The 22,910-nt window shown below is 51.8% G+C and carries 28 protein-coding genes, 1 tRNA gene and 1 other RNA gene; 23 read left to right on the top strand and 7 right to left on the bottom strand.

What is annotated here, in order from left to right:
• Positions 1-466: 466 nt before the first annotated feature.
• Complete coding sequence (locus Q8K39_RS23015; protein WP_186953611.1) at positions 467-1,465, bottom strand: LysR family transcriptional regulator; 999 nt, start codon at positions 1,463-1,465, stop codon at positions 467-469.
• A 245-nt stretch (positions 1,466-1,710) separates the two neighbouring features.
• Here Q8K39_RS23015 and Q8K39_RS23010 point away from each other — a divergent pair, with 245 nt between their 5' ends.
• The 5 genes from Q8K39_RS23010 (at position 1,711) to Q8K39_RS22990 (ending at position 6,332) form a co-directional block, all read left to right on the top strand.
• Positions 1,711-1,989, top strand: coding sequence for a DUF4148 domain-containing protein (locus Q8K39_RS23010; protein WP_305263498.1), 279 nt, complete (start codon positions 1,711-1,713; stop codon positions 1,987-1,989).
• Between the two features lie 974 nt (positions 1,990-2,963).
• Positions 2,964-4,505: an FAD-binding oxidoreductase gene (locus Q8K39_RS23005; protein ID WP_305263497.1), complete on the top strand. Its 1,542-nt coding sequence runs from the start codon at positions 2,964-2,966 to the stop codon at positions 4,503-4,505.
• Between the two features lie 112 nt (positions 4,506-4,617).
• Complete coding sequence (locus tag Q8K39_RS23000; protein ID WP_305263496.1) at positions 4,618-4,878, top strand: hypothetical protein; 261 nt, start codon at positions 4,618-4,620, stop codon at positions 4,876-4,878.
• Positions 4,879-5,053: 175 nt separating this feature from the next.
• Positions 5,054-5,392, top strand: a complete 339-nt coding sequence (locus tag Q8K39_RS22995; RefSeq protein ID WP_186953614.1) for an energy transducer TonB — start codon at positions 5,054-5,056, stop codon at positions 5,390-5,392.
• A gap of 70 nt (positions 5,393-5,462) precedes the next feature.
• The gene (locus Q8K39_RS22990) at positions 5,463-6,332 is read left to right on the top strand and encodes a SpoIIE family protein phosphatase (protein ID WP_305263495.1); all 870 of its coding nucleotides are present in this window, start codon (positions 5,463-5,465) and stop codon (positions 6,330-6,332) included.
• Positions 6,333-6,657: 325 nt separating this feature from the next.
• On the opposite strand, the gene Q8K39_RS22985 is transcribed toward Q8K39_RS22990, so the two are convergent.
• Together Q8K39_RS22985 and Q8K39_RS22980 are read right to left on the bottom strand one after the other, a co-directional pair.
• Positions 6,658-7,017, bottom strand: a complete 360-nt coding sequence (locus Q8K39_RS22985) for a hypothetical protein (protein ID WP_305263494.1) — start codon at positions 7,015-7,017, stop codon at positions 6,658-6,660.
• 480 nt (positions 7,018-7,497) lie between these two features.
• Complete coding sequence (locus Q8K39_RS22980) at positions 7,498-7,887, bottom strand: hypothetical protein (RefSeq protein WP_305263493.1); 390 nt, start codon at positions 7,885-7,887, stop codon at positions 7,498-7,500.
• A 436-nt stretch (positions 7,888-8,323) separates the two neighbouring features.
• On the opposite strand from Q8K39_RS22980, the gene Q8K39_RS22975 reads away from it, so the two are divergent.
• From Q8K39_RS22975 to Q8K39_RS22955, 5 genes are all read left to right on the top strand, one after another.
• Positions 8,324-8,593 carry a hypothetical protein gene (locus Q8K39_RS22975; RefSeq protein ID WP_305263492.1) on the top strand — a complete coding sequence of 90 codons (270 nt, stop codon included), beginning with the start codon at positions 8,324-8,326 and terminating at the stop codon, positions 8,591-8,593.
• Positions 8,523-9,530, top strand: a complete 1,008-nt coding sequence (locus Q8K39_RS22970; RefSeq protein WP_370868670.1) for a DUF692 domain-containing protein — start codon at positions 8,523-8,525, stop codon at positions 9,528-9,530. The genes Q8K39_RS22975 and Q8K39_RS22970 overlap by 71 nt, the downstream gene beginning before the upstream one ends.
• Positions 9,424-10,314, top strand: a complete 891-nt coding sequence (locus Q8K39_RS22965) for a DNA-binding domain-containing protein (protein ID WP_305263490.1) — start codon at positions 9,424-9,426, stop codon at positions 10,312-10,314. The genes Q8K39_RS22970 and Q8K39_RS22965 overlap by 107 nt, the downstream gene beginning before the upstream one ends.
• 387 nt (positions 10,315-10,701) lie before the next feature.
• Complete coding sequence (locus Q8K39_RS22960; RefSeq protein WP_305263489.1) at positions 10,702-11,310, top strand: hypothetical protein; 609 nt, start codon at positions 10,702-10,704, stop codon at positions 11,308-11,310.
• 250 nt (positions 11,311-11,560) lie between these two features.
• On the top strand, positions 11,561-13,126 hold the full coding sequence (locus tag Q8K39_RS22955) for a hypothetical protein (RefSeq protein WP_305263488.1): 1,566 nt from the start codon (positions 11,561-11,563) through the stop codon (positions 13,124-13,126).
• Between the two features lie 59 nt (positions 13,127-13,185).
• Here Q8K39_RS22955 and Q8K39_RS22950 read toward each other — a convergent pair whose 3' ends face one another.
• Positions 13,186-13,533, bottom strand: coding sequence for a hypothetical protein (locus tag Q8K39_RS22950; protein WP_186953623.1), 348 nt, complete (start codon positions 13,531-13,533; stop codon positions 13,186-13,188).
• Between the two features lie 18 nt (positions 13,534-13,551).
• Between Q8K39_RS22950 and Q8K39_RS22945 the strand changes: the two genes are divergently transcribed.
• Positions 13,552-13,824, top strand: a complete 273-nt coding sequence (locus Q8K39_RS22945) for a hypothetical protein (protein WP_305263487.1) — start codon at positions 13,552-13,554, stop codon at positions 13,822-13,824.
• Positions 13,825-13,842: 18 nt separating this feature from the next.
• Here the strand turns inward: Q8K39_RS22945 and Q8K39_RS22940 are convergent.
• From Q8K39_RS22940 to Q8K39_RS22930, 3 genes are all read right to left on the bottom strand, one after another.
• Positions 13,843-13,926 (bottom strand) — tRNA-OTHER (locus Q8K39_RS22940).
• 272 nt (positions 13,927-14,198) lie between these two features.
• A complete protein-coding gene (locus tag Q8K39_RS22935) occupies positions 14,199-14,936 on the bottom strand; it encodes a hypothetical protein (RefSeq protein ID WP_305263486.1) in 738 nt (245 codons plus the stop codon).
• A gap of 27 nt (positions 14,937-14,963) precedes the next feature.
• Positions 14,964-15,395 carry a hypothetical protein gene (locus Q8K39_RS22930; protein WP_305263485.1) on the bottom strand — a complete coding sequence of 144 codons (432 nt, stop codon included), beginning with the start codon at positions 15,393-15,395 and terminating at the stop codon, positions 14,964-14,966.
• 208 nt (positions 15,396-15,603) lie between these two features.
• On the opposite strand from Q8K39_RS22930, the gene Q8K39_RS22925 reads away from it, so the two are divergent.
• From Q8K39_RS22925 to Q8K39_RS22870, 12 genes are all read left to right on the top strand, one after another.
• Entirely contained in the window at positions 15,604-15,951 is a 348-nt protein-coding gene (locus Q8K39_RS22925; protein ID WP_305263484.1) for a helix-turn-helix transcriptional regulator, read from the top strand.
• Between the two features lie 2 nt (positions 15,952-15,953).
• Positions 15,954-16,460, top strand: coding sequence for a hypothetical protein (locus Q8K39_RS22920; protein ID WP_305263483.1), 507 nt, complete (start codon positions 15,954-15,956; stop codon positions 16,458-16,460).
• On the top strand, positions 16,457-18,709 hold the full coding sequence (locus tag Q8K39_RS22915; RefSeq protein WP_305263482.1) for a transposase family protein: 2,253 nt from the start codon (positions 16,457-16,459) through the stop codon (positions 18,707-18,709). The genes Q8K39_RS22920 and Q8K39_RS22915 overlap by 4 nt, the downstream gene beginning before the upstream one ends.
• Before the next feature lie 2 nt (positions 18,710-18,711).
• Positions 18,712-19,467 carry an AAA family ATPase gene (locus Q8K39_RS22910; protein WP_305263481.1) on the top strand — a complete coding sequence of 252 codons (756 nt, stop codon included), beginning with the start codon at positions 18,712-18,714 and terminating at the stop codon, positions 19,465-19,467.
• Between the two features lie 2 nt (positions 19,468-19,469).
• The gene (locus Q8K39_RS22905; RefSeq protein ID WP_305263480.1) at positions 19,470-20,111 is read left to right on the top strand and encodes a hypothetical protein; all 642 of its coding nucleotides are present in this window, start codon (positions 19,470-19,472) and stop codon (positions 20,109-20,111) included.
• On the top strand, positions 20,104-20,619 hold the full coding sequence (locus tag Q8K39_RS22900) for a MarR family transcriptional regulator (protein ID WP_305263479.1): 516 nt from the start codon (positions 20,104-20,106) through the stop codon (positions 20,617-20,619). Before Q8K39_RS22905 ends, Q8K39_RS22900 begins: the two co-directional genes overlap by 8 nt.
• The gene (locus Q8K39_RS22895) at positions 20,616-20,825 is read left to right on the top strand and encodes a hypothetical protein (RefSeq protein WP_305263478.1); all 210 of its coding nucleotides are present in this window, start codon (positions 20,616-20,618) and stop codon (positions 20,823-20,825) included. Before Q8K39_RS22900 ends, Q8K39_RS22895 begins: the two co-directional genes overlap by 4 nt.
• A gap of 1 nt (position 20,826) precedes the next feature.
• Positions 20,827-21,087 (top strand): hypothetical protein, encoded by a 261-nt coding sequence (locus tag Q8K39_RS22890; protein ID WP_305263477.1) that lies wholly within the window; start codon positions 20,827-20,829, stop codon positions 21,085-21,087.
• Positions 21,087-21,713: a hypothetical protein gene (locus Q8K39_RS22885; protein ID WP_305263476.1), complete on the top strand. Its 627-nt coding sequence runs from the start codon at positions 21,087-21,089 to the stop codon at positions 21,711-21,713. Before Q8K39_RS22890 ends, Q8K39_RS22885 begins: the two co-directional genes overlap by 1 nt.
• 78 nt (positions 21,714-21,791) lie before the next feature.
• Positions 21,792-22,436 carry a DUF3164 family protein gene (locus Q8K39_RS22880; RefSeq protein ID WP_305263475.1) on the top strand — a complete coding sequence of 215 codons (645 nt, stop codon included), beginning with the start codon at positions 21,792-21,794 and terminating at the stop codon, positions 22,434-22,436.
• Positions 22,433-22,696 (top strand): hypothetical protein, encoded by a 264-nt coding sequence (locus Q8K39_RS22875; RefSeq protein WP_305263474.1) that lies wholly within the window; start codon positions 22,433-22,435, stop codon positions 22,694-22,696. Before Q8K39_RS22880 ends, Q8K39_RS22875 begins: the two co-directional genes overlap by 4 nt.
• Before the next feature lie 142 nt (positions 22,697-22,838).
• An RNA gene (locus Q8K39_RS22870) (hammerhead ribozyme type II) lies at positions 22,839-22,907 on the top strand.
• Positions 22,908-22,910: the final 3 nt, after the last annotated feature.

Genomic DNA, 22,910 nt, shown 5'->3' with positions numbered 1-22,910 from the left:
TGCTCGCAGCTCACGTAACCGCAATTAGCCCACCGTCATCGTACAATTCTCCTACTCCACCAGTCTCCAGTTGATGGCAGCCAGCCGCCGCCTCGCAATGCAGTGCATGTGTTGTTGATCCACCGGCTGTTGATATTGTATGCCCCGCATGCGTACGATTACGCTTGCGCTTGCGATAGTCGTACCTACCTCACTACGGTAGAGCCTGTGAACTTGGCAAGCCAGGGGCTGATGTCAGCACTACTTGCCTGCATGATCGCGCAGGCGAAGCGAATTCTCTCGCCCAATAAAATACGAAAAAAAACCACGAAGGGGGAGACTTCGTGGCAAACAATACCTAAGGAGACACTACCAGCATATGGTATTCAAATAATGTTACACAAGTATGACTATTCGATTTTACATTTGCTTACAAGCATGCATTCTGTACCCTAGCACGTAGCGCTCCTTTGCAAAGTGCCGCAGCTCAGCCGGTGCGTACCTTGCCAGGATGAGGGATGCCAAGTTCTCTGAGTTTCTCTTCACGTATGCGGTAGGGGCAACCGCCCATCCACATGTCTTCTTCAGGGTGTGGGAACTTGCTGGCGACGAAATCAACAAAGCGCCTGACCTTGGCCGATAACTGGCGGCGGCTGGGGTAGACCATGGAAATCGACACCGCACCAAAGCAATGCTCAGGGAACAGGCGCACCAGTCTGCCTTGTGCCAGATCATCGTCAATCTGGAAGGAGGTGCGCAGCACCAGACCCATGCCTGCCAGCGCACAGGCGCGCAAGACGTCGGCATTATTGCTAATGACCTTGGCCTGGATGGGGATGCTGCGGAAAGAATCGCGCCCGGTGCGTTTGTCAAAGGCCATCCAGTTGTCGCGCAAAAAATCATAGTTGAAGTTGAGGCAGCGATGGCCCGAGATATCCTCAGGCGTGGCTGGCGTGCCATGCTCTTCCAGATAAGCTGGCGAGGCACAGAGCAAGACCTCAGACGTGGCCAGCTTGCGCGAGATCATGCTGCCATCGACTTTTTGCAGGTCGAGGTAAAAGCCGACGTCGATACCCTCTTCCACCAGATCAACATGATGGTCAGTGATCTTGATGTCGAGCATGACGTCAGGGTATTCTTTGGCAAACTCAGGCAACAAGGGAGCCAGTTGCGCTTTGCCGAAATGCGGTACAGAATACACCCGCAAGGTGCCGCTGGGCTTTTGCGCCGCATACGAGGCAATGGCATCGGCGTCGTCAATATCGCTCAAGATGGCGCGCACCCGCTCCAGATAGACCATGCCAGTCTCGGTCAGCGACAATTTGCGGGTAGAGCGGTTCAGCAAGCGCGTGCCCAGATGGCTCTCCAGATCGGCCATATACCGGGTCACTACCGCATTGGACATGTCCATTGCTGAGGCTGCCCTGGCAAAATTGCCCAACTCCACGACCTTGGCAAAAATGCGCATAGATTGCAATCTGTCCATTTCAAGTCCTTTATTGTTCCTGTTTCAGCAATAGTATATTCCCATTTCAATACTTTATTGTTGAATCCGAAAAGCATACACTGCTTTCCATCGGTGCAGTGCAACATAAATCCAGCTCTACACCGCGCTACTGGCGACGACTTGATTCAGTTGTTATCGGAAGTGAAATTTCACTTCTCATGACAATTGGGCAAGATCATCGAGGTGGCTTACTCTTAAACTTACTTATATTGATAGGAACGATCATGAATGCGAAACAACTCTTTTTGGCAACCAGCCTGACATTTTTGACAGCCACTGCCGCCTTTGCTGCTGACACAGCGCCAGTAGAAAAAACCCGCGCCCAAGTCGTCGCTGAACTGCAAGCAGCCCGCGCCAATGGCGAAGAAATCGGCATGGAAGGCTACTCCTGGTACCCAGCCCAGAAAGCGGCCCTGGTCAAAGCCAATGAAACACGTCTGGCAACTGACAAAGCCAATGCTGAGAAAGTAGCAGGCAAAGCGCAAAAATCGACACAGAACTGATGGTGTTGGTATAGCTGGTCAGGTATGCACTGGCTGGCGGATGAAATGAAAAAACCCGGCGATCTTGGATTGGCCGGGTTTTGTTTTTCTGGGTGATGTTGTGAAGACCTTTCAACACAGAGAAAGGAAAGACTGCTTGCAAGCAGTCTTCGTTACGCAGGCGCGCGGCGGGCCGCCCTACGCGGGCCGCCCTACGCGGGCCGCACGAAATCCCTGCTGCACCACAGAGGGGGCACAGAGTTTCACAGAGAAAATCTGAGTTGACTCCGCCTTTGATGTGCAAATCAGTGCACGGCAATTCTTATTCTCGACAACTGCCCTCTACCTCGTCATGCCAGACTTGATCTGGCATCCAGTGTCGTTAAGCCCCGTGCGTCTGATGTAAGCAGAACCACAAATCACGCTGACCGTGCACGGCCAAAACTTCTGGATGCCGGATCAAGTCCGGCATGACGGGTTTAAAGGTGCGGCTTTAAAAACCTTCGCCTTTTTACACAAGGCCGCGATGTAGCCGTAACGGGAAGTGCAATGCAACGCGCCACATGTGCGTGTCACTAAGGATTCGCTTGTTTTCCTGGGCAGCCAAAGATCCCAGCCGCTCCTACGATCAGCGACGACGCTTACCTTACATTGGCTGATCCCCTTTCAATTACACATCATGCCAAACTTGATCGCGCCGCCGGCGTAAAGCACTACTCCTCAATGCCGAAATACCACTAGTTGTTTTTTGCATGGATGAGCTTGCTTTATCTTGTAATAAAGTTTATTTTAAAAGACAATTTATTGGTTTAATTTCAATATAAAACAAGCGTCAGCATCAAGCTTTTGCTGTGGATATTCCCAAAAAACTGCCGTGCGTTTTACCTGGTCGGGCAAAAGTGTGCGCCAGGCGGACGGTAGCGAACTGGCCTGGGGCTTTTCACACTGCCATTCCTGCATTCAACGCTGGTTTTGCCAAACTCAAGGAGAAGTCTATGGATACCGTAACTAGCCAAGTCCCCACCTTAGTCCCCGATCTGGTTCCCACCCCCTCCCGCCGCCGTTTTTTGCAGACATCTACCGCACTTGCCACCGCCAGCATGCTGGGTATTTCAGGTGAGGCCAGCGCGGCACCGGCGCTGCATAGCAAGCGCAACCTGGCGGCGCTTGCACGCAGTATGGCCGGTCGCCTGATTTTGCCTGGCGAGCTGGGCTACATGATGGCCGCAGCGCCAAACAACCAGCGCTATGCAGACATCCTGCCCGTCGCCGTTGCCATGTGCGCCAATGATAAGGATGTGCAGTTGTGCCTGCGCTGGGCAATAGATCATCGCCAGCCCTTTGCGGTACGCTCTGGTGGCCACAATTACGCGGGTTTTTCTACCACCAGGGGTTTGCTGATCGACGTTAAGGCGATGAATGGCATCAGCGTCAATGAAAAAGAGAACACCTGCACGATTGCAGCAGGTGTCAGCAACCAGGACATGGCCAACTTTTTTAGCGGCAGCAGCCTGGCTGTGCCGTCAGGCCGTTGCCCAACCGTGGGTGCGGCGGGTCTAGTGCTGGGTGGTGGCTGGGGCTTTTCTGCCACCCACGCGGGCCTGACTTGCGATAGCCTGAAATCGTCAGAAATTGTTTTACCCAGCCAGCAACTGGTGGTGGCCGAAGACAAGGGCAGCTATCAGGATTTGTTCTGGGGCTTGCGCGGCGGCGGTGGCGGCAATTTTGGGGTGAATACCTCGTTCACCTTTAACCTGGTGGATGTGTCGCACAATGTCACCATTTTCAATATCCTCTGGCCTGCACAGAAACAGATAGAATTGTTTTCTGCCTTGCAGGACCTGCAGCAAAATAATCCCACCACCATTTCTACCCGCAGCAAAATCGTGCCCCGCCGTGCAGGCAGCAACTACACCATGGCAGATTTGCAGGTCACCACCCTGGGCCAGTTCTTCGGTGGCAAAGAAGCGGCGATGAAGGCTTTGGAGCCAGTATTGAACATGCTCACGCCTGTCAAAGCGGATATTCGTGAAATGACTTACTGGCAGGCACGCGATTATCTGATCACCGACGACCCCAATGGCATGTATGACCTGCGCTCTTCTTATGTCGGCGAAAAAATGTCACCAGAGGGCATGGAAATGATGGTGCGCTGGATGTTGAAATGGCCCGGTGGTTCGCTCGTGCCAGAAAACATGGGCATCCTGTTTGCCATTGGTGGCAAGGTGCGCACAGTGCCAGTCAATGCCACTGCCTACCCACATCGCAATGCCAACTATATTTTTGAAATGGAAGCCGCCTGGGGGCCGATCGACAAGCTGGATGTGGTACAGAGACAGCAACAATGGCTGCGCGACTACTTTGCCGCCATGAGCCCATTCGTACTGCCGCAAGCCTACGTCAATTTCCCGAATCGCGAACAACCCAACTGGGCAAAGGCTTACTATGGCCCCAACCTGGACCGCTTGAAAACCGTCAAGCACAAGTACGACCCGCACAATTATTTCAAATTCGAGCAAAGCATTCCGCAGGGATAAAATGCCTAGCCTGCGACGACAGGCCCCGCACACTGTCATGCCAGACTTGATCTGGCAACCAGTGTCGTTAGCCATACCACCTGCTTGGCCGCAAATGCACAACAGAGTTTGAATGCCTCAGCAAGAAAGCACGTTGACGGTACATGAGCAAAGCCACTGGATGCCGGATCAAGTCCGGCATGACGGGTTTGCGGTCATGAGCATGCAAGGGCTTGGTCTCGTGCAAGGCCTCCACAAAACCACAAACTTCAAAAATATTCGCCCTCCTATCAAAAAATATTTTCTGCACCAACATGACAATAAACCCCGGCAAACAGGGGCCTGGCTGCTGTTTTTGCACTGGTGTGGAGAGTTTATTGTCGATTCAATATAGCCTGCGTGCACCTGAATAATGCACGACCAGCATTATGCTTTTTACGAATAATGCCTATATGAAATAGTGATTTTTTTGCGCAGCCTGGGCCACGTATATTGCAGTCATCTGCCTGCGACATGGCAGTCTTTGCCCCAGGTTCAACGATCAATCTATTTTTTCTGAGGAGTTCATCATGACCCCACATTTGCGTCTATATGCCGTCGTCACCACTCTGGCTTTTGCCCTGGTTACCATCCCCGCTTTTGCCATGAATGCCAGCCAGGCTTTTGTGGAGTCTGGTTGTGATGCACCCTCCTATGATCAAAGGACGCTGACAGATGAAGTGCAAGGCCAGGTCAGGCTAAATTTTTTGCTGGATGAAAAAGGCAGCGTTGTGGATGCCAAGATTGCTGGCAGCAGTGGCATTCGCGTGATCGACAAAGAATCCTTGCGCGCTTTAAAGGCTTGCCGTTTTCAGGTCGGTGTCACACCGGGCTGGAATAATCTGGCCTTTGTCTGGAAGTTGAAATAAGCAGCAGGACTGCCAAGGGCGTGTTCCGGTGCTATATTCTGCCTTCAGAATAGTGCACCGGGACCGCGCCTTGAACACCACAGAAACCTCCACCCTCTCTACCCTATCCACCCCAGGCGGTAACAAAGCCAACGAAGACCTGATACTCAGTCTCAGCCATGATGACGGCACGCTGGATTTGCTGATGTTTGATGGAGCCAGTTCGGTATCGGGACAGCACTATCTCGATGACACCATGGGGGACCCCGCCTGGTTCGTACAGCAATTTTCTGCGGCACTGACACAAATCGCTACGCCCAGCTTGACGCAGGCAGACAGCATCGCGCTGGCCTTGCTGGCCCTGCGTGAGCAGCACGCGGCTTTGCTGCAAGCAGCCGCCATGCCCCCGTATGCCTGGCCAATTGCCGCCCTGACCTGGTTGCGCGTGCCAGCAGATGGCAAGCATGCCAGCCTCTATGCTCTGGGTGACTGCAAGGCTTTCTTGCTCGATGCGCAGGGCAAGGCCACCGATCTAGATCCCTATGACAACCCGCAAGAAGGCATACTCAAAACCGCGATAGAGCAATTGAAACAGGAAGGCCTGGATGAACAGGCGCGCTGGGCCAGGCTCTTGCCTATGCTGCGTGACAGGCGTGTGGCGCAAAACATGAGCACGCAGCCATCCATACTCTGCCTGCATCCACAGGGGGATTTCGCGGCGCGTGAGCACCACATCCCGCTGGACTCATCAGGATATGTGCTACTGATGACAGATGGTTTTTACAGGCTGGTGGACAGCTACCACCTCTATACCGAGCAAAGCCTGCTGCAAGACTGCGCCACCCGTGGGCTGGATGCACTGATGCAGGAATTGCGCGCGCATGAAACGGGCGGTGCTCGTGGCATGACAGTCAAAAAGGCGGATGATGCTTCGGTGGTGATGCTGCGCCTGGGGGACTAAATGTGCGCACTATCCTCCCGCATAAAAGTGCTGCATGAAAATCTGCGTGCAAATCCAGGTTGCAATGCAGGTGCAATCACCAATGAGTAACGACACCGTACGCATTGCTGCCTTCCAGTGCCATCCTGTTTTTTGATGACCTGCAAAAGACGACGGCACAATTACAGGAAGACCTGCGCTGGTGCCGGGATCAGGGTGTGGAGCTGGCCATCTTCCCTGAATCTTACTTACTGGGATATGCCTCAGATGCGCCTACGATAGCGCTGCGTGCCCTGTCCATCAACAGCCCCGCCTTCCAGCACATGCTGTCAGATGTCTGTGCCGTTCAAGACATCCATATCAGAACAACTACAGGTAAAAAAGTAAACCCCGCCAGCACGATCACAGCACGTCCCCGCCTGCCGTACAAACTTGCCCGCTTGCTTAAAAGCGCCAGACGGGTAGTGATGCCAGCGCCAAAACCCAGGGACGCCAGAGCGAGCACGCAAAATATTACTGCAAAACCAAAAGCCGACCGGCCAACCGGATGCCTGCTATCTTCCATGAACAGGGCGATCAAAGCTAGCAATAGTAGACCTAGCAGCAGCGCAGAGATAGTTAGCGCCAGGCGCCGTGGCATGGCCACAGTCAGGACGAAGGGAAGCCCATACAACACCAGCAAGGCCAAAAAGAGATAAATGTTCATGAAAGATGCGATTCCTGCGTCAAAAGTAGGAAGGGCTTGTTGAATACAGCGTCAAGCTGATTCACATCACCCTCGGGCCAGCAGCATGCCATGCACATGTGAAGTGAGTATGCAGTGAGAGTGAAGTCACAGGCTTATGCGATAACTCAATTCAGCGCTCAGACAATGGCAACAAATATTGCTGGCAAAAGCATGAACCCTGTCGGCACGAACGCTGTACGCGGTAGCTGATTTGTGTGGGAATCGCCACGCCACCAAAGCAAGCAACGCGTACTTATGCCTGTAAACAAACCCATGCAAGCCAGCTTCAGGATAAGCAATCCAAGGTGACTGGTACTGGATGCAAGGGTAAAAAGACTGCGACGACGAAAGCCATTGCATATGGCGAGAAAAAGAGAGCTATCAGGACAAAATACATGGGAAAAAAAAAACGGTGCGAAGAGAGTAGTAAAAAAATGGGAAAATATTACTGCTTCGGTTTCAGCCCCTGGCCAATATCCACAAAAAAAACAGCAGCGGCAAGGCCAGAAAACCCGATAGGGCAATCGCAAAACAGGCTACACCGTTCTCGGCAGTCATGGCCGGACGCCATAAAAACCAGCGGCTTGCAGCACCGGCCCACAGGCCAGCGCAAGGAAAACCGTAAAGCAAGAAAATAAGAAAACTGCCCGACTCTGGACCACTGCTGTTTTCCTCAGGGCTCGTCATATCAGGATGAAGTAAAGAATCCAGGCCGGTAAACAATTGCCAGAGCAGCGCTGCGCTGAGCACGATGACGACGACCATGAGCAAGCGTCGACTGGGCATCATGAAAGCGACGCAAAATGGAATGGCATAGGGTATCAGGCAAAGGCAGGCCAGTATTTCCATGGGCGAAGGTATTCAATGAAATAAAGTAAATTAGCGAGCCGGATAGAGCGCAAGTGGGCAAGCGCATCATGTTCCTCAAACCCACCATCGAGCCTGTAGCATGTCACGCGCATGTGAAGTGGATATGCGGTCTGTATGAAGTGCAAGGGCATACCTTGAAAACATTTTCTACAGGAGCGGCTTTAGCAGCGAATAACCGCAGCCGTGTCTGGCGATCACTGTCGTAGCAGGCAATCACAGCTGAAGCCGCTCCTAAGAGAGATTTGAGTGCTCTTGAAGAATTTTAAAAATATTTTAAAAAGAAGTGTAAGTAATCCGAAATCCACCCGACTGATGCATAAGTTCCGTTTGTTGATGCGAATTTGCATGGCAGGCAAGGAGCTTGGTTTAACTATCACCACTTTTTTTACCTTCATCTATTTTCGGAGAACACATCATGAAAAAATCCATCCAAACTGGTGCATTGATCGCTGCTGCTGCCGCTACCATGGCATTGTCTGGTTTTGCCATTGCTGGCACCAGCACCATCAGTGCAGGTGACAAGGTACATTGTGCTGGCATTAATAGCTGCAAAGGTACGAGCGATTGCAAGACAGCCGAAAACGCCTGCAAGGGCCAGAACTCTTGCAAAGGCCATGGCTTTGTCTCCGTGGCTGCCGGTCAATGCCTGGCCAAAGGCGGCAAGATCATTGATCTGGACAAGTAATCCGGCATCCTCGCCTGGTCAAAGAAATGCGTTGGCGATACAAGCCAGCGCATTTTCTGTTTTCACTTCACATCGCTACCTCATGACAAATCCCTCTACCTCTGCCAGCTTTGGCCTGGGCTTGCGCACCGATCATTATCTGGCCATTCTGGCCGACAAACCGGCGGTGGACTGGTTTGAGATTTTGTCTGAAAACTATATGGTGCCTGGTGGAAAACCACTGGCCATGCTCGATGCCATCCGCGCTGATTACCCCGTCGTCATGCATGGGGTGTCGATGTCGATAGGCACACCGGAGGGGCCATCAACAGACTATCTGCGTGACTTGAAAAAACTCATCGACCGAGTCGCACCGATGTGGGTGTCTGACCATATCTGCTGGACCGGTGTACATGGCAAGAATATGCATGACCTGTTCCCGCTCCCGTATAACGAGGAAACCATTGCCCTGGTGGTGAATAATGTACGCCGGGTGCAAGATGTATTAGGGCGCAGGCTGGTGCTGGAAAATGTATCGAGTTACCTGCAATACAGCAGCGACAGCATGCCCGAATGGGAATTTGTCGCCGCCATCGCCGAACAGGCCGACAGCATGATTTTGCTGGATGTGAACAATATCTATGTCAGCAGCGTCAACCATGGTTTTGATGCGATGGACTATTTGCGCGGCATCCCTGTTGGACGCGTGCAGCAAATCCATCTGGCCGGGCATAGTGACCATGGCACGCATATTGTCGATACCCATGATCAGCCCATCGCCGACCCGGTATGGGACTTGTATGCGCAGGCGATACGCCGCTTTGGTGCGGTGCCCAGCATGATAGAGCGTGATGACAATATCCCGCCGCTGGCCGAACTGGTGGCTGAACTTGAACGGGCGCGCAGCATTTGCAACGGCATCAGCAACGGCACATCGTCGCCAGCACTTGCCGCATAAAGAGAAAGATCACATGAATGCGACTCAGTACCTGCAATCCGATTTTCAGCTATTTATTCTGGGGCAGCGTGATGCTGGCAGCATGCACATGCACCTGGCAGTGACACCTGGCCTGGACCGTGATGCGCGGCTGGATATTTATTACCAGGCATATCGCCTGCGTTTGCGTGATGCGCTATCTGAAGCCTTCAGCAAGACGCATGCCTATCTGGGCGATGCCATGTTTTATCAGGCATGTGCAGCGTACATCGAAAACCACCCTTCCCCCTATCGCAACCTGCGCTGGTTTGGGGATGCATTTGCAGCGCAGTTAGGCACGCAGTTTCCTGATCACCCGCAAGTGGCCGAGCTGGCGCGATTTGAATGGGCGCTCGGTCTGGCCTTTGATGCAGAAGATCATCCCATCCTTGGCCTGCCTGATCTGGCCACAATCAGCGATTGGGAAACCGTGGGTTTGCGCACCAGTAGTTCGCTGCAATTCATCCCCATGCAAAGCAATGCCGTCGCCATCTGGCTGGCCTTGAGTGAAGACCAGACACCACCTGCGCCAGCATGCAATGAACAGCCCACCACCTGGATAGTCTGGCGCAAACAATTGCAGGCATGCTTTAGATCGCTGAATAAAGAAGAAGCCCAAGCCCTGCAAGGCGTGAGCCAGGGCCAGCGTTTTGCTGATGTTTGCGAACAGGTGGCAGAAGACAAGCCAGAAATCGCCAGCGAGATAGGCGGCTGGCTGCAGACCTGGGTGGTGGATGAGTTATTGGCGGGGGTGGTGGAAAGCTGACAAAGAGCAGTACAAGTGTACTGCCATGCACACGATTCTGATCAGCAAGAATCAAGGGCTTGATGATTCGTATTATAAAGCCAAAATGCAGGCCATGACTTCGTGGCACGGGCTTGCATGTCAATAAATTGCAGCCTCGTTGAGGCATTGAAACAGCTTGCAAATTTCTTCGATTATTTTCATCTCAAGCACTGGCGTCAGGCAATTGTCTGCCTCATAATCCGCGTCCGCCAGAAAAAAGGGGGATCTGACTTGTGCATCTTTTCACAAGAACACCATGCTATTTTCATAGCGCCCTCCTGATCTGGCGTTTGTGTTGACGTTTGCTTTACTAGCTTGTTTCTCATCCACCCCTGATGTTGACGACATCACTTTCCAGGAGTCTCCATGAGTTCTAAAAACGACACGTTCTCTTTTTACAGCAAACAACAAGAACAGCAAGAACAGCAAACATCAAGCAGGCCAATCCGTTTGCCCACGGAGTCGGGGCAGCGTGACCATCATTGGGCAATGACGCGGATTATCCTGCCTCGCTTCCTGCGTGAAGATGTCGCGGCCGTTTTCACAGAACACTTGCGCCAGGATGGGCGCAAGATGGTGGCAGATACCTGGGACGACTTTGGTCGCAGTACCATCAAGGACCCGGCCGATGTTATCCCCAGTGAAGAGATTGCCGTCTTCATCGACCACACGGCGAAAGGCACCGAGATCATCACGATACAAATGCCCATGCCCCTGTATCGCAATGAAACGTACTTCATGGCCATCGTCTGCCAGGCACCGCCTGACAACTATCGTACTTTCAGCCTGGAATATAGTGTGCTGCCGCAAGGAGGCCAGCCATTTACCATGTTGACCGGCATCTGTAATGGCAGCCGCAGCAATTATGGTCCGGGCCCGGCACCGGGGAAAGAGGCATTTATTAATGCAGTCACCAGAATACTCAACGAAGACCAGGCGCCCATGACGACCTTTGATTTGCCAGCAATGCCTTAGTGACTATCAATTTCAGGCAGTAACTCTTCTTGTTTATATAAAGCAGCTTCTTCGACGGATCAGATGCTGTTAGGGCGTGTTGACAGGCAGGGCATGAACAATCGCCCTGCCTGTCACTATTTCATTTCCACAAATGTTTCCATTTGTAATTTTATGAAACAATTTGACACAATTATGGTGTCAATGTTTTAATCCACGCTTTGATTTTTGGCGAAGCGTCGCTTTGCCTTCCATAACAAGAACGCGCAATATGAAATTTGACTCTTTCAACGCCAAGCCGCAAGGCCAATCGGCCGGGGCTCTTAGCCTGGACGACTGGGATAAGTTAGAAAGTCAGCCTGAAGTAAGCCATGTGTCATCCAGCCAGCGCGAGTTGACTGGGCATGACATCGCCAATTTGCGTCCCAGGGAGTTTCGTAACGTCAGCCTGGGACTGGAGTTGTATGCGCCAGGTAAGTGGCACGAAACCAAGAATAGCCGCTCCTTGCGATTGCATGATATGGCCACTGGCACCAAGCTAAAGGCAAAGGGCTTTGCGCGGCAGGATGTGTCGATAGAAAAATGGGTGGGTATGCGCCTGCCTATGCTGACGAAAGAAATGCCAGAGATGACGCAGGTGGCGAAACCCGTTGCCATTCAGGGCGAGAACTGGGGAAGCCGCGTCCAGGGGATAGTCACAGAATACCAAGGCCGCTTGCCTGGCGATGAGGAAGATAGTCATCTGCTGATCTGCTGCCTGCGCACCGACAGCATGTTGATTTCAGTGACCATCAGCGCGCCAACGCCAGTGTTTGCCATGAATCGCGCTGTGTACAACTGGATCTTTAGCCGCTGCGACATAGGCATGGCGTTTCCGGTGTTACCGGCGTTACCGGCCAGCACACGCGGGACTGGTGCCCGACATCAGCCTGCGCAAGACTCTAATGATTATGTGGAGTTAGGCAATCTTGCCAGCGGCATGCGCTTACTCAATGTGGCCATGTTGATGTTTGGCGGCATCGTCTGGTCGGTACAGCATTTCCACTTGCGCGGCACGCAAGCTGCGATCATGGTGTTTCCGTTTCTAGCGCTGGTCGCCGTCATGAGTCTATTTGGCTTGATACGCATGTACCGTGGTACTGACTGGGGGCGGCCATTTAAAATCATCGTCGGCTTCCTGGCTTTTATCCCATTTTTCAATATCCTGGCCGTGCTGGCCATCAATCTGCGCGCCAGAGCTATTCTGCGTGCCGAGGGTTACAAGATAGGTTTACTAGCTTGCAAAGAGGCGATACCAGAATCCAATCATGACATGAGCAATGTCATCATGTTGACGGTCGTGCTGATACTGGCTGAATTTGGCTATGCGTCTTATATGAACAGTCGCTCAAGCGCTGCCCCGGAGTCGGCACTGACAGAACTCTCTGTACCAGGACAGCACTTCAGTATCAGCATGCCCGGCGAGCCTGTCGAGCAACGGCTTGCAGCACCCACCGGGGTCAGCAATCACCATACCTATTTATCGCGTGCTGGCAAGCTCCAGTATGCCATTACGTATTTCGATCTTGCCAGCAAACCAGACGAACCGGGTCTCTTCCTTGAAGGAATAAGGGATGGCATCGTCAGTGATCTTAAAGCCATCGTCATTGAAGATAACACCACCATGCTAAAGGGAAACGCGGGGCGCAGCATGGTCTTGTCTGCCAAGGGAGAGATCAAGAAAGTGACATTTTTCCTGGCCGGAAAAACCGTCTACCTCATCGAGGCAGGGGGGCCAAAAAGCGAAGAGCATTCACCCAGGATTGCTGCGTTTTTTGAGTCTTTTCATTTGAACTGATGGCGGCAAGAAAAAACAGTACGCACTGGCCAGGCCAGAGTACCGCTTTCTTGTCAGTATCAGTTGATTCTGTGCTGCTCTTTGCAGTCGCCCGGTTGCAGGGCAACTTTCCAGGTGTCGGTGGACAAGTCATTCAATGAACGCGCCTGCGTAGTGAAGACGTAGTCAATCCTGAGCTTTGCTTCCGACAAGGTTTTCATCTTGCCCTTGCAGTAAGCCTGGACCAGCACTCGTTTAAATTCTTCACGCTGTTCGGTAGAGATCTCCCGCTTCCATCCCTCAGTCGAATACAGGCTGACTGTATGGTCAAAGTATTCTGCCTTCTCAATTTTCACACCGTTCTCAAATTTGATGGGCAGCTTTTCCTGAATACGCTCTACGGCATATTTCGCTTTGGTATCGTTCACTGTGGATTGATAGCCCTCTTGCCCCATACCAAACAAGAATTTTCCAAGAACCACAAGACTAATAAGGAAAATCAAAAAACGCATCAGTATGAGCTTTCAAAAAGAATGTGGGAGAGCGCACTGCGCAAAATGCAGCAGCAATGCCCTGCTCTCAATGAGATTGACAGTGGGAGCGAAAGTGAAATGCACGCACACGCCAATACCAGAGAGGGCCGCATTTTAACAACGATGGGCGTGCAAAAATATAAAAATATTGCAAGCGCCAAGGGCAATGCTAGAAAACTTTTCTGACCTGCCATTCCATTTACCTGAAAACGGTGAGATTCGAACTCACGGCCCCCGACAGCGATGCTGTATGTAGACAGGTGCATTGATCCACTCTGCCACGCTTTCAAATTTATTCTGCCACATGCTTTGTGGACGCAAACTCGCTCGCGCACGCATATGCTTTACTGACGCGCTCTTGGTGCTCTTGGTGCGCGTGGTGGGACTCGAACTGTGGGGGAGTGCTTAATATTGAATATCCAAGAAAGCCTCAGAAAACTCAAAAAAGCCCGTGAATACAGCGTTTCCAGCCGATTCAGGGCTTTTTAACGTTTTGAACATTTCCAATCAAAACTGACAAACTTCTGAATGTAATTTGCAAATAACTTTGCACTATTTGATTAAATAAGATCAGTTATTATCAGGTCGTACATCTTTTCAAGTTCTGAGAACGCGAGTGTGTCTAACGCGCCAAGCAAGCCCACCGCGCCAGCGGCCTGAGTCTTACGATGTGTCTCAGTGACTACCTGGATCATATAGCGGCGCAATTCCTCCCTTTTCCTATGAAAATCCAGACGCTCCGAAAAAACACTTTTCATAGTCGTTAAATAGGCCCGCGCAATAGGAAATTCACTAGCGACAATCTGATCGTATTTGCGAACGCCCATCGTTGAATTTAACGCACTCATGATCGACGCCGGATGCTTAGGAAAGCCACATTCCGTCGATACTTTTACAATTTCGTCTCGCAATTTCCGCAATTGTAACTTTTGCGTTGCGTTGATGGCGTCAGCAAATACTTCAATCTCATTTGCAGCACAGCGTCTAGCAGAATCTGCTTTTCTTCTGCTTGGTGGCTTGTTTTTTTCATCTGCTACAGTTAAATGCCCTGGCGCGAATTGGTTATTACCGCCGTGAATATTGATGTTATTGATCACAGTCCCTGGCGGGGAAACTCCGGCGGTTTCATTCGTGCCAGTGGATTTCAATTCCGCTGTTTTCTCCTGCGTGGTGGCCTGGGCGTCCCCAAGCAAAATAGCTTTTAGTTCGTCAAATACGGCATTTTCTTGGCTAACTTGCGTTAAATCGCTCTTTTGCTTTGGAAAGGAAAAAATTTTTGCTTTTGGTTTTTCAGACATAAACATTCAAACTAATGTAACAAGCAGCTAGGCTGCTAACTGCATAATCATTTCGATAAAAGATGCATCAATCGTTGCTTTACCTTCAGACAGCTTATAAAGCGCTTCAACTGCCTTGCGCTTTTTATCCGGCGATAGTGTTTTTCCGGTCTTTACCAAGTACAGGTCGATGATTTCCATTGCATCTGCGAACTTACCTAGTTCAGCAGCGCTTATATTGGACGGCTGCTTAGCAAGCACCATCTGACCTTCTCCAGTCAAAAGCCAATTGATGTCCATCCCTAGCTTGTATAGGCCGATCAGAGATTTGCTATTGGGCATCGAACGTCCAGACTCGTTCCCCTGAATAGCGATAGCAGTACCCCCTATGGCGGCAGCTAACTGCACCTGGGTCAACTTCAGAAACTCTCTAAATAATTTCAATCTACTGCCAACAGACAGTTCCGCGCTTTCATCCATATCAGTCTTGTTAAGTGCGGAACAAATTACGCACTTTCACATCCTTTCCGCACTTATAAAAATAAGCTTTAAAATCAATTACTTATACATTTGTATGTTTATTATTCAAAATAATTAAGCGCAGAACTACAAATACATATTGCGCGCATACATTTGTATGTGTAAGATGTGTCACATGTCACAGTTAAACAACTTAAGAAAACCAGCCATGAAACCTTCACTCGCGAAAGAAAAGCAACAAGACTGGCATCGCGCAGACATTAAAGCCGCACTTGAAAAAGCTGGGTGGACACTGCGCAAATTGGCGGTAGCCAATGGCTATGTAGCTGGCGTTATGTGCCACCCGTTAAATCAGCAATACCCAAAAGCTGAGGCAATCATTGCCAAGGCCATTGGCGAAACACCACAAGCAATCTGGCCATCCAGGTACAACGCAGACGGCACGCCAAAGAAACTGGCAGCGCCACGTCAACGTGCAACCTATATCAAACCTGCTAGACAGAAGTTTAACACTCCCATTGCGCAATGCAATGTTGAAGTTACTGTGAGGAATTGACCATGGTACGCCGTCGCTCACTTCCCCAGGCTGGTCAAATGCAGATTAACTTTTTTTCTGTCCCTGCCACACCATCCAATGAAGCTGGTTCTTTGGATGTGGCACACGCAGTACGTGATGTGCTGGTCGATACGCTGGCTGCTGCAAAAGTCGCAGGCCATGACCGTTTTGACGTAGCTACAAAAATATCACGTCTTAGCAATCGCTCTTTGACAAAAGACATGCTGGATCAATATTGCGCCAACTCAGCAGAGGGCAAACGCTTCCCACTCGAAGCCCTGCCCGCACTGACAGTAGCAACAGGTGATTACAGCCTGCTTGAATACATCGCTGACGCATGCGGTTGCCGCATCCTGCGCGGAGAGGAAGCCATGGTTGCCGAACTGGGCGCACTGGCCATGCAAGAGAAGGCCATCAAAGAACGCCAAAAACATATCAATAACCATCTGCCAGCAGGCGCAGCAGAAAAACTGTCATCTGAAGCGTTAAAACGCCTGGGCCAAAAATGAGCATCGACTTCAACATCATTTCAGCCGCGTTAAAAGTTACCAAAAGTGCTGTCGAGAAGCGCGCAAACCGCGAAAGCTGGGCATTCTCAACTGTTACAGGCCGTGGCGGAAAACGTAAGCTGTTTGAACTGGCGAACCTACCCAGAGACGTAGCCAAGCGCGTGGAAATCCACCAGCGCGGCGCATGCGCGTCAAAAGAACTGGCAATTGTCGCCCAGGTTCGCGCTCAGGCTGCAGCAGAACTGCAAGCAACCCGACAAAAGGGAGAATTGAGCCTGCGCAAGGTTGCAGAGATACACGCGCCAGCACAGCAAGTGCGTTTTGACAGCCGTTACACCATCGTTAAAAGCTGGGAATCCTGGTATGCCGCCCACCCTATGGGCAAGAAGATCAGCTATTGGGCGTATGCAGATGCATTTAACGCCAATGAAATTAACCTGGACGTGGCACTGCTGCAGAAGTACCAGCCCTTGCAAGGCCGTTCTGTAGAGCATTGGGTACTGAAATTCAATAAAGAAGGCATGGCCGGACTCATAGATGGCTGGACAGGCAAGGCGCGTAAAGACGTGAATGTATTCACGACCCAGCCAGAGCTGGAAAAGACCGCCATTGCCATTTTGATCCAGCGCCCAACCATTACCATGAAGACGCTGACCGACTTGCTGGGTACGGCTGCGATTGATCGCACTACAGGCGAGGTGCTGTTTAACGCGCCATCGTATTTTGCGACAACCAGATTTTGCAATGCCTGGAAGACGAAAAATGAAGAGTTCTTCATGGCATCGACCAATCCAGACGAATGGAAAAACAAACGCATGGTGGCATTCGGCGATGCGTCCGAGGGTGTGGAACGCCTGAACCAACGCTGGGAAATGGATTCGACCCCAGCAGACTGGATGCTCAAGACCGAGGATGGTGGCCTGCGTCGTTATTCTGTGTCCGTCATCATCGACGTGTACAGCCGCCGCGCCATTATGGTCTTGTCACCGACTCCCAGGGCCGAGACACACAAGCTGGCGCTAAGGCTGGCCCTGCTGAGCTGGGGCGTGCCAGAAGTCATCGTGACCGACAACGGCAAGGACTACATTGGCCGCGATTTTGTCGGCACCTTGCAAACTTTGAACATTGAGCAAGTTCGTACCAATCCATTCAGCCCTTGGGAAAAACCATTCGTTGAACGCATGAATCAAACCATGCTGCACTCCGTAATGGAGGCATATACAGCCTTCATAGGTCATAACGTGGCCGAGCGCAGCGCCATCGAGGCCCGTACCAGCTTCGCAGAGCGCCTGTTTAGCAAGGACAAAACGCCGATTGAAATGGCCATGCCAGCGGCACTGCTGCAGGAACGCCTTAACCTTTGGTTAAAAGGTACTTACGAACAGGATAAACATGAAGGCTTGGGCATGTCCCCGTTTGCCAAGGCTGCTGCATGGACTGGCGACACCTACCGCATCGAAGATGAACGCGCCCTGGACGTGTTGCTGGCCCCGCCAGCAGGCAAAGGCACCTATGTAGTAGGCAAGAAAGGCATCAACTACGACAACGCGCATTTCATCGCCATGGAACTGGGCCTGATGGCTGGCAAGTCTGTCCAGGTGCGTTTAACGGATGACCTGGGCCAGATCGTCGTTTATCACGAAGGCAAGTTTGTTTGTATCGCCCGCTGCCCAGAGCGGACAGGCATCAATCGCCAGGAATTGGCTGCCAAGGCGCGCCAGGTACAACGCAACAACATTACAGATCAACGCAAGGCAGCAAAGGCCAAGAAGGTCAATACAGACAGCCTGGTTGATTTGTTCTTGCGCGACAAGGCAGAGGCAGCAGGCAAGCTGGCCACGCTCCCAAAAGCCAGCGTCACCCACACAAGCACAGGTTTAACGGCTTCTGGAGAAGCAGCCCGCGTCCTGGATGGCGTAGTGGCGAAAACTGAAGTACCAGCAGAACTGAAACGCCTAATCGACAAGCGCAAATCGGAAGAAATCGCCCCCGTTAAACAGGCTGCTGTAAGCAATGTATCGGTCATTCCAGAGAGTGACGAACACCGATTTAAGAAATGGTTAGACCTGGATGAATTACTAAAGAACGGAGGAACTATAGACAACGCAAGACTAACGCGCTGGTACGGAAGCTATCAGCAAACACCAGAGTTCGCGATCAGAAAAAGGCGCTTGGACGAAGGCAAAGAACAACGCAACACGGCTGCAACCGTGCTGCGTCTGAATGGTACGACTAACAAACAAGGATGATTATGAATAAACAATCTAATTTAAGCAAGGCCAGGCCAATGGGCGGTATCGCGGCAATCGCTACCCTTGACGTGGTGCAGGCCACTCTGGAGCAATTGGCTACCCGCCGTCAGGGTGTGCCAGGCATAGGCGTTTTATACGGCCCTAGCGGATGGGGCAAGACCTTTGCGACTAACTCCCTGGCGAATGAAAGCCGCGCTTATTACGTGCAGATGCTGTCTGCCTGGCGCAGCAAAGACTTGCTCTCAAAAATCCTGTCTGAAATGAACGTCGCACATAAAGGTGGTACGGCATCAAAACTGCTGGATATGGTTACCGAGCAGCTTTCCGCCTCGCGCCGCACCCTGATCATTGACGAGTTTGATCACGCTGCAAAATCAGACACCCTGATAGAGCTGACCCGCGATATTTATGAGGGTTCACAAGGCTCTTTGCTGCTGGTCGGTGAAGAAATGCTGCCACGCAAGCTGGAAGCCTGGGAACGCTTTCACAGCCGAGTATCTGCCTGGGCGCCTGCCCAACGTGTGAGCTATGACGATGCAGAAAAGCTGACGCCTATCTACTGCCCAGACGTAGAGCTGACTGAGGATGTGCTGGATAAGCTGGTGACACTTTCAAAAGGCAGCGTGCGCCGCGTCGTGACCTGTTTAACAGCGATACATCAGCACAGCCAGCTATATGCCCTGGATCAGATCGGCATCGCAGAGCTGGCAAGCATTTCCCTGCCTGCAGACCGAGCACCGGACAGGAGGGTTTAAGCATGGCAAGACAACCCAGCCAACTTGAAATTATTGGTGGCAAAAGCCCGCGCCAACGCATGTGGGAAGCCATCAAACAGAGGTACGCAAAAGGCAAGACATTCACCCAGGCAGACATTGAAGCAGCGGCCACGGTCGAAGCTTCAGCGATCAAAGACTATTTTAAAGTCCTCGTTACAGCGGGTTTTATAACAGTCCTTGACCGGGTGAAATTGCGCAATAACTGCGTCCGCTACACCTATGAGCTGACCAAGGATAACGGTGTCGAGGCCCCGCGCATAGACAAAAAAGGCAATGTCGTTACTGAAGGCACTTGCAACGAACGTATGTGGGGAACCATGCGCAGGCTTTTTGTAGGCAGAGATTTTAACTATAGAGAGCTGGCTGCATTTGCTTCCACGTCAGCAAACGTGTGCAACGAAGGCAACGCAAAGACCTATGTACTGCTATTGCACCGGGCGGGCTATCTCGAATGCACTACCCCGGCCAAGTCAGGAAAAGCAGCAACGCCAGCGCGTTTTGCGTTGATCAAAAAAATGAACACTGGCCAGCGTGCGCCCATGATCCAGCGCACCAAGACAGTGTTTGACGCCAACCTCGGAAAAGTCATGTGGCAAGAGCCAGCAGGAGAACAAGATGAATGAACCAAAGAAAAAGCCGGACTACTTCAATACCGTATGGTTTAACGCCATGCATGCGGAAACCAAGGCAACAAGTATTTCAGCCGTAGCGGTAAAGATGGGCGTATCACGCCCGACACTGTCGGTCTTCATTAACGGACTGGGCGCATATGGCAGCGGCCATGCCAGCCCAGCTAACATGGAAATACGTTACCGCAAAGCGTTTGAGCAACTGACCTGCCCACATACAGGTGCAATGGTAGGCGCTGTGCATTGTCGGGAGTCAGCACTACGTACAGCGCCGTCCCACAACCCGATTCAAATGATGCAGTGGCAGGCGTGCCAGTCCTGCCAGCACAAGCCCGCGCCGGTTCAGGAAGCCGACCAGCCGAAGGCCAAAGCAAAGCGGCCAACTGTGTGCCAGGCAGATACAGATACAGAACCAGCACAGCAAGCCGGAATCATCGACAAAGTAACCCTGCCACTGCCAGAAGTCGGTGGCCCTCAAATCGCAGAAACGGAGGCAACATGAAACACCTGATTAACAGCGTTAAACGCGCATTCGTCCTCGCACACATCAAGCTGCTGGACCGCCGTTATATCAAGCTGAGCCGCCACTTGGATTGGTACGACGAACAATTACAGATGAACCGCAAATATGCGGAGCAGAACCGCACCAACACCATGCTGCACCGTAACCGCTTGCGTGCCGAACTATCCAACTTGGGAGGAAATTAGCATGACAACAGCAATGCAACGAGTCGCCAGCAAACTGGGAGCAGGAAAGCGACCAACCTATTCAGAGATGGAAGCAGCCTTGCAGCAAAGCCTGCAAGAGCGAAACGCTTTTGAGCAAGCTACCTTCTCTATGGAAAAGTGGATTTTTGCTCTTGTCTCTGCCCATGGACATAAGGACGTACTTGCAGTCAAAGCCATTCTGGATCGTTTTGTCCAGGATAACCCTGCACTCGCCGCTCAAATCTTCGGAGTCGTTCACTAATGTCCAGCCTGCCAACTTTCGACTGCCCAGTATGCAGGAACCCATTGAGCTGGGACATCGTCTTTGCGCACCAGGGCGTGCGTGATGCCATGGTGGCTCTGATCAATGCCCATGCAGAGGGCCGCAAGCTGTTGCGCCCTATGCTGGCCTATATCGGCTTGTTCGCCCCTGTCAAAACGGCGATGCGTTATGAGCGTGTCGCCAGCTTGGCCAGCGACCTGGTGCACATGATCAGCCCTGCCACGATAGAACGTAATGGCCGACTCTGGGCAGCGCCAGCCGACTACTGGCGACAAGGCTTTGAAGAGGTAGTGAATCGCGCACACGGCAACAACGGTTTGCGCCTTCCGTTAAACAGCCATGGCTATCTGCTTGAAGTCATCGCCGGGTACGCAACAAAAGTCGAGGCCCAGGCGGAAACCAGGACGGAGCAGCAGCGCGCTGGCCATGCTGGCGCTGGTTCACACAGAACGCAAAGCACCACTGTGGGCCTACCAGCTTCCATCCAGGCAATCACAGAGCAGCCGCGCTCTGCTATGCCAGCAGAAGCGCGCCAACAGCTAAACCAATTTTTAGGAAGGAAAAAGCATGAACCTGTTTCAACCACCGATCCAACAACAACCTAAACCAGTATTGCCAAACCCTGACAGACCACGCCGCATTCCAATTGGCCCAACAGACGTTTAACACCAGGAGAGAACACTATGAAGCAAGCCACACAACAACATGACATCAATGTAGCAGCAACCATCGACGGTTACATGAAAGACAGCCAAGGCCGTCTCTGGCCAGAATCGAAAGTGAAGCCCATAGATAAGGAACGTGACCAGTTGGTGCATGAATTGATCAAGAATGCCATCGCGGTGAACACGGCTTTAGCGCATTTCAAAAAAAGTGCCTTTGGTGACATTGCAGCATTCGTTGAGCTGAGCGCCGAACAATATGACGCGAAACTGGGCGGCAAGAAAGGAAACGTCACACTGTTTTCATTTGACGGCCAGTACAAGGTCCAGTTTGCAGTGGCTGAGAACATCCAGTTTGACGAACGCCTGCAGGCCGCAAAGTCCCTTATAGATGAATGTATCAAGGAATGGAGCCAAGGCAGCAGCCCTGAAATTCAAGTGCTGGTACAGGATGCCTTTAAAACTGACAAGGAAGGCAATCTCAATCATGGCCGCATCCTGGCATTGCGTCGCCTGGAGATCAAAGACCAGCGCTGGAAAAACGCCATGACTGCCATCGGCGAATCTGTCCAGGTAATCGGTAGTAAACAATACATACGCTTCTACGAGCGCCGTGCAGAGACTGATCAGTACGACCCTATCCCCCTGGACATGGCGGCAATATGACTGATCCCAAAATCATTAAGGCCGTAGTGACCATCAACTACACCGCTGACGATGGCACGTCATCGTCGGTCACTTATAAGGAATACCCAGCAGACGCTGGCCGGAATCCGCCATGTCAGCCTTTGATTGACGGACTGGAGGAGCTGGCCCGGCTGACAACCTTGTTTAAGTTTGAGAACAAAGCACTGGTTGCCTTTCATGAGGCACGGAAAAAGGTGTTCATCTGGCGCAGCAAGCGCGAGACAGCCAGCACCATTTAACAGCATAGCGAGCGCCCAGGTAGCAGGTGGCGCAAATCAGCAAAGCAATACGGTAACAGCTACAGGGCATGCCCGGTAACCTTCCGAGAGGTGAATGCCCCGAATGATCCGCGTTAAGGATCATTCGCTTTAATTGTCGTACAAGCGAAACAAGGCAGTTCTGCGCCTTGTCTGCCAGGTGTGGTTACCTGGTACTGATGAGCAGCCAAGGAGG

The sequence above is a fragment of the Undibacterium sp. genome (assembly GCF_030683615.1).
Classification (GTDB): domain Bacteria; phylum Pseudomonadota; class Gammaproteobacteria; order Burkholderiales; family Burkholderiaceae_D; genus Undibacterium; species Undibacterium umbellatum.
This window is presented reverse-complemented; position numbering and strand designations above follow the sequence as displayed.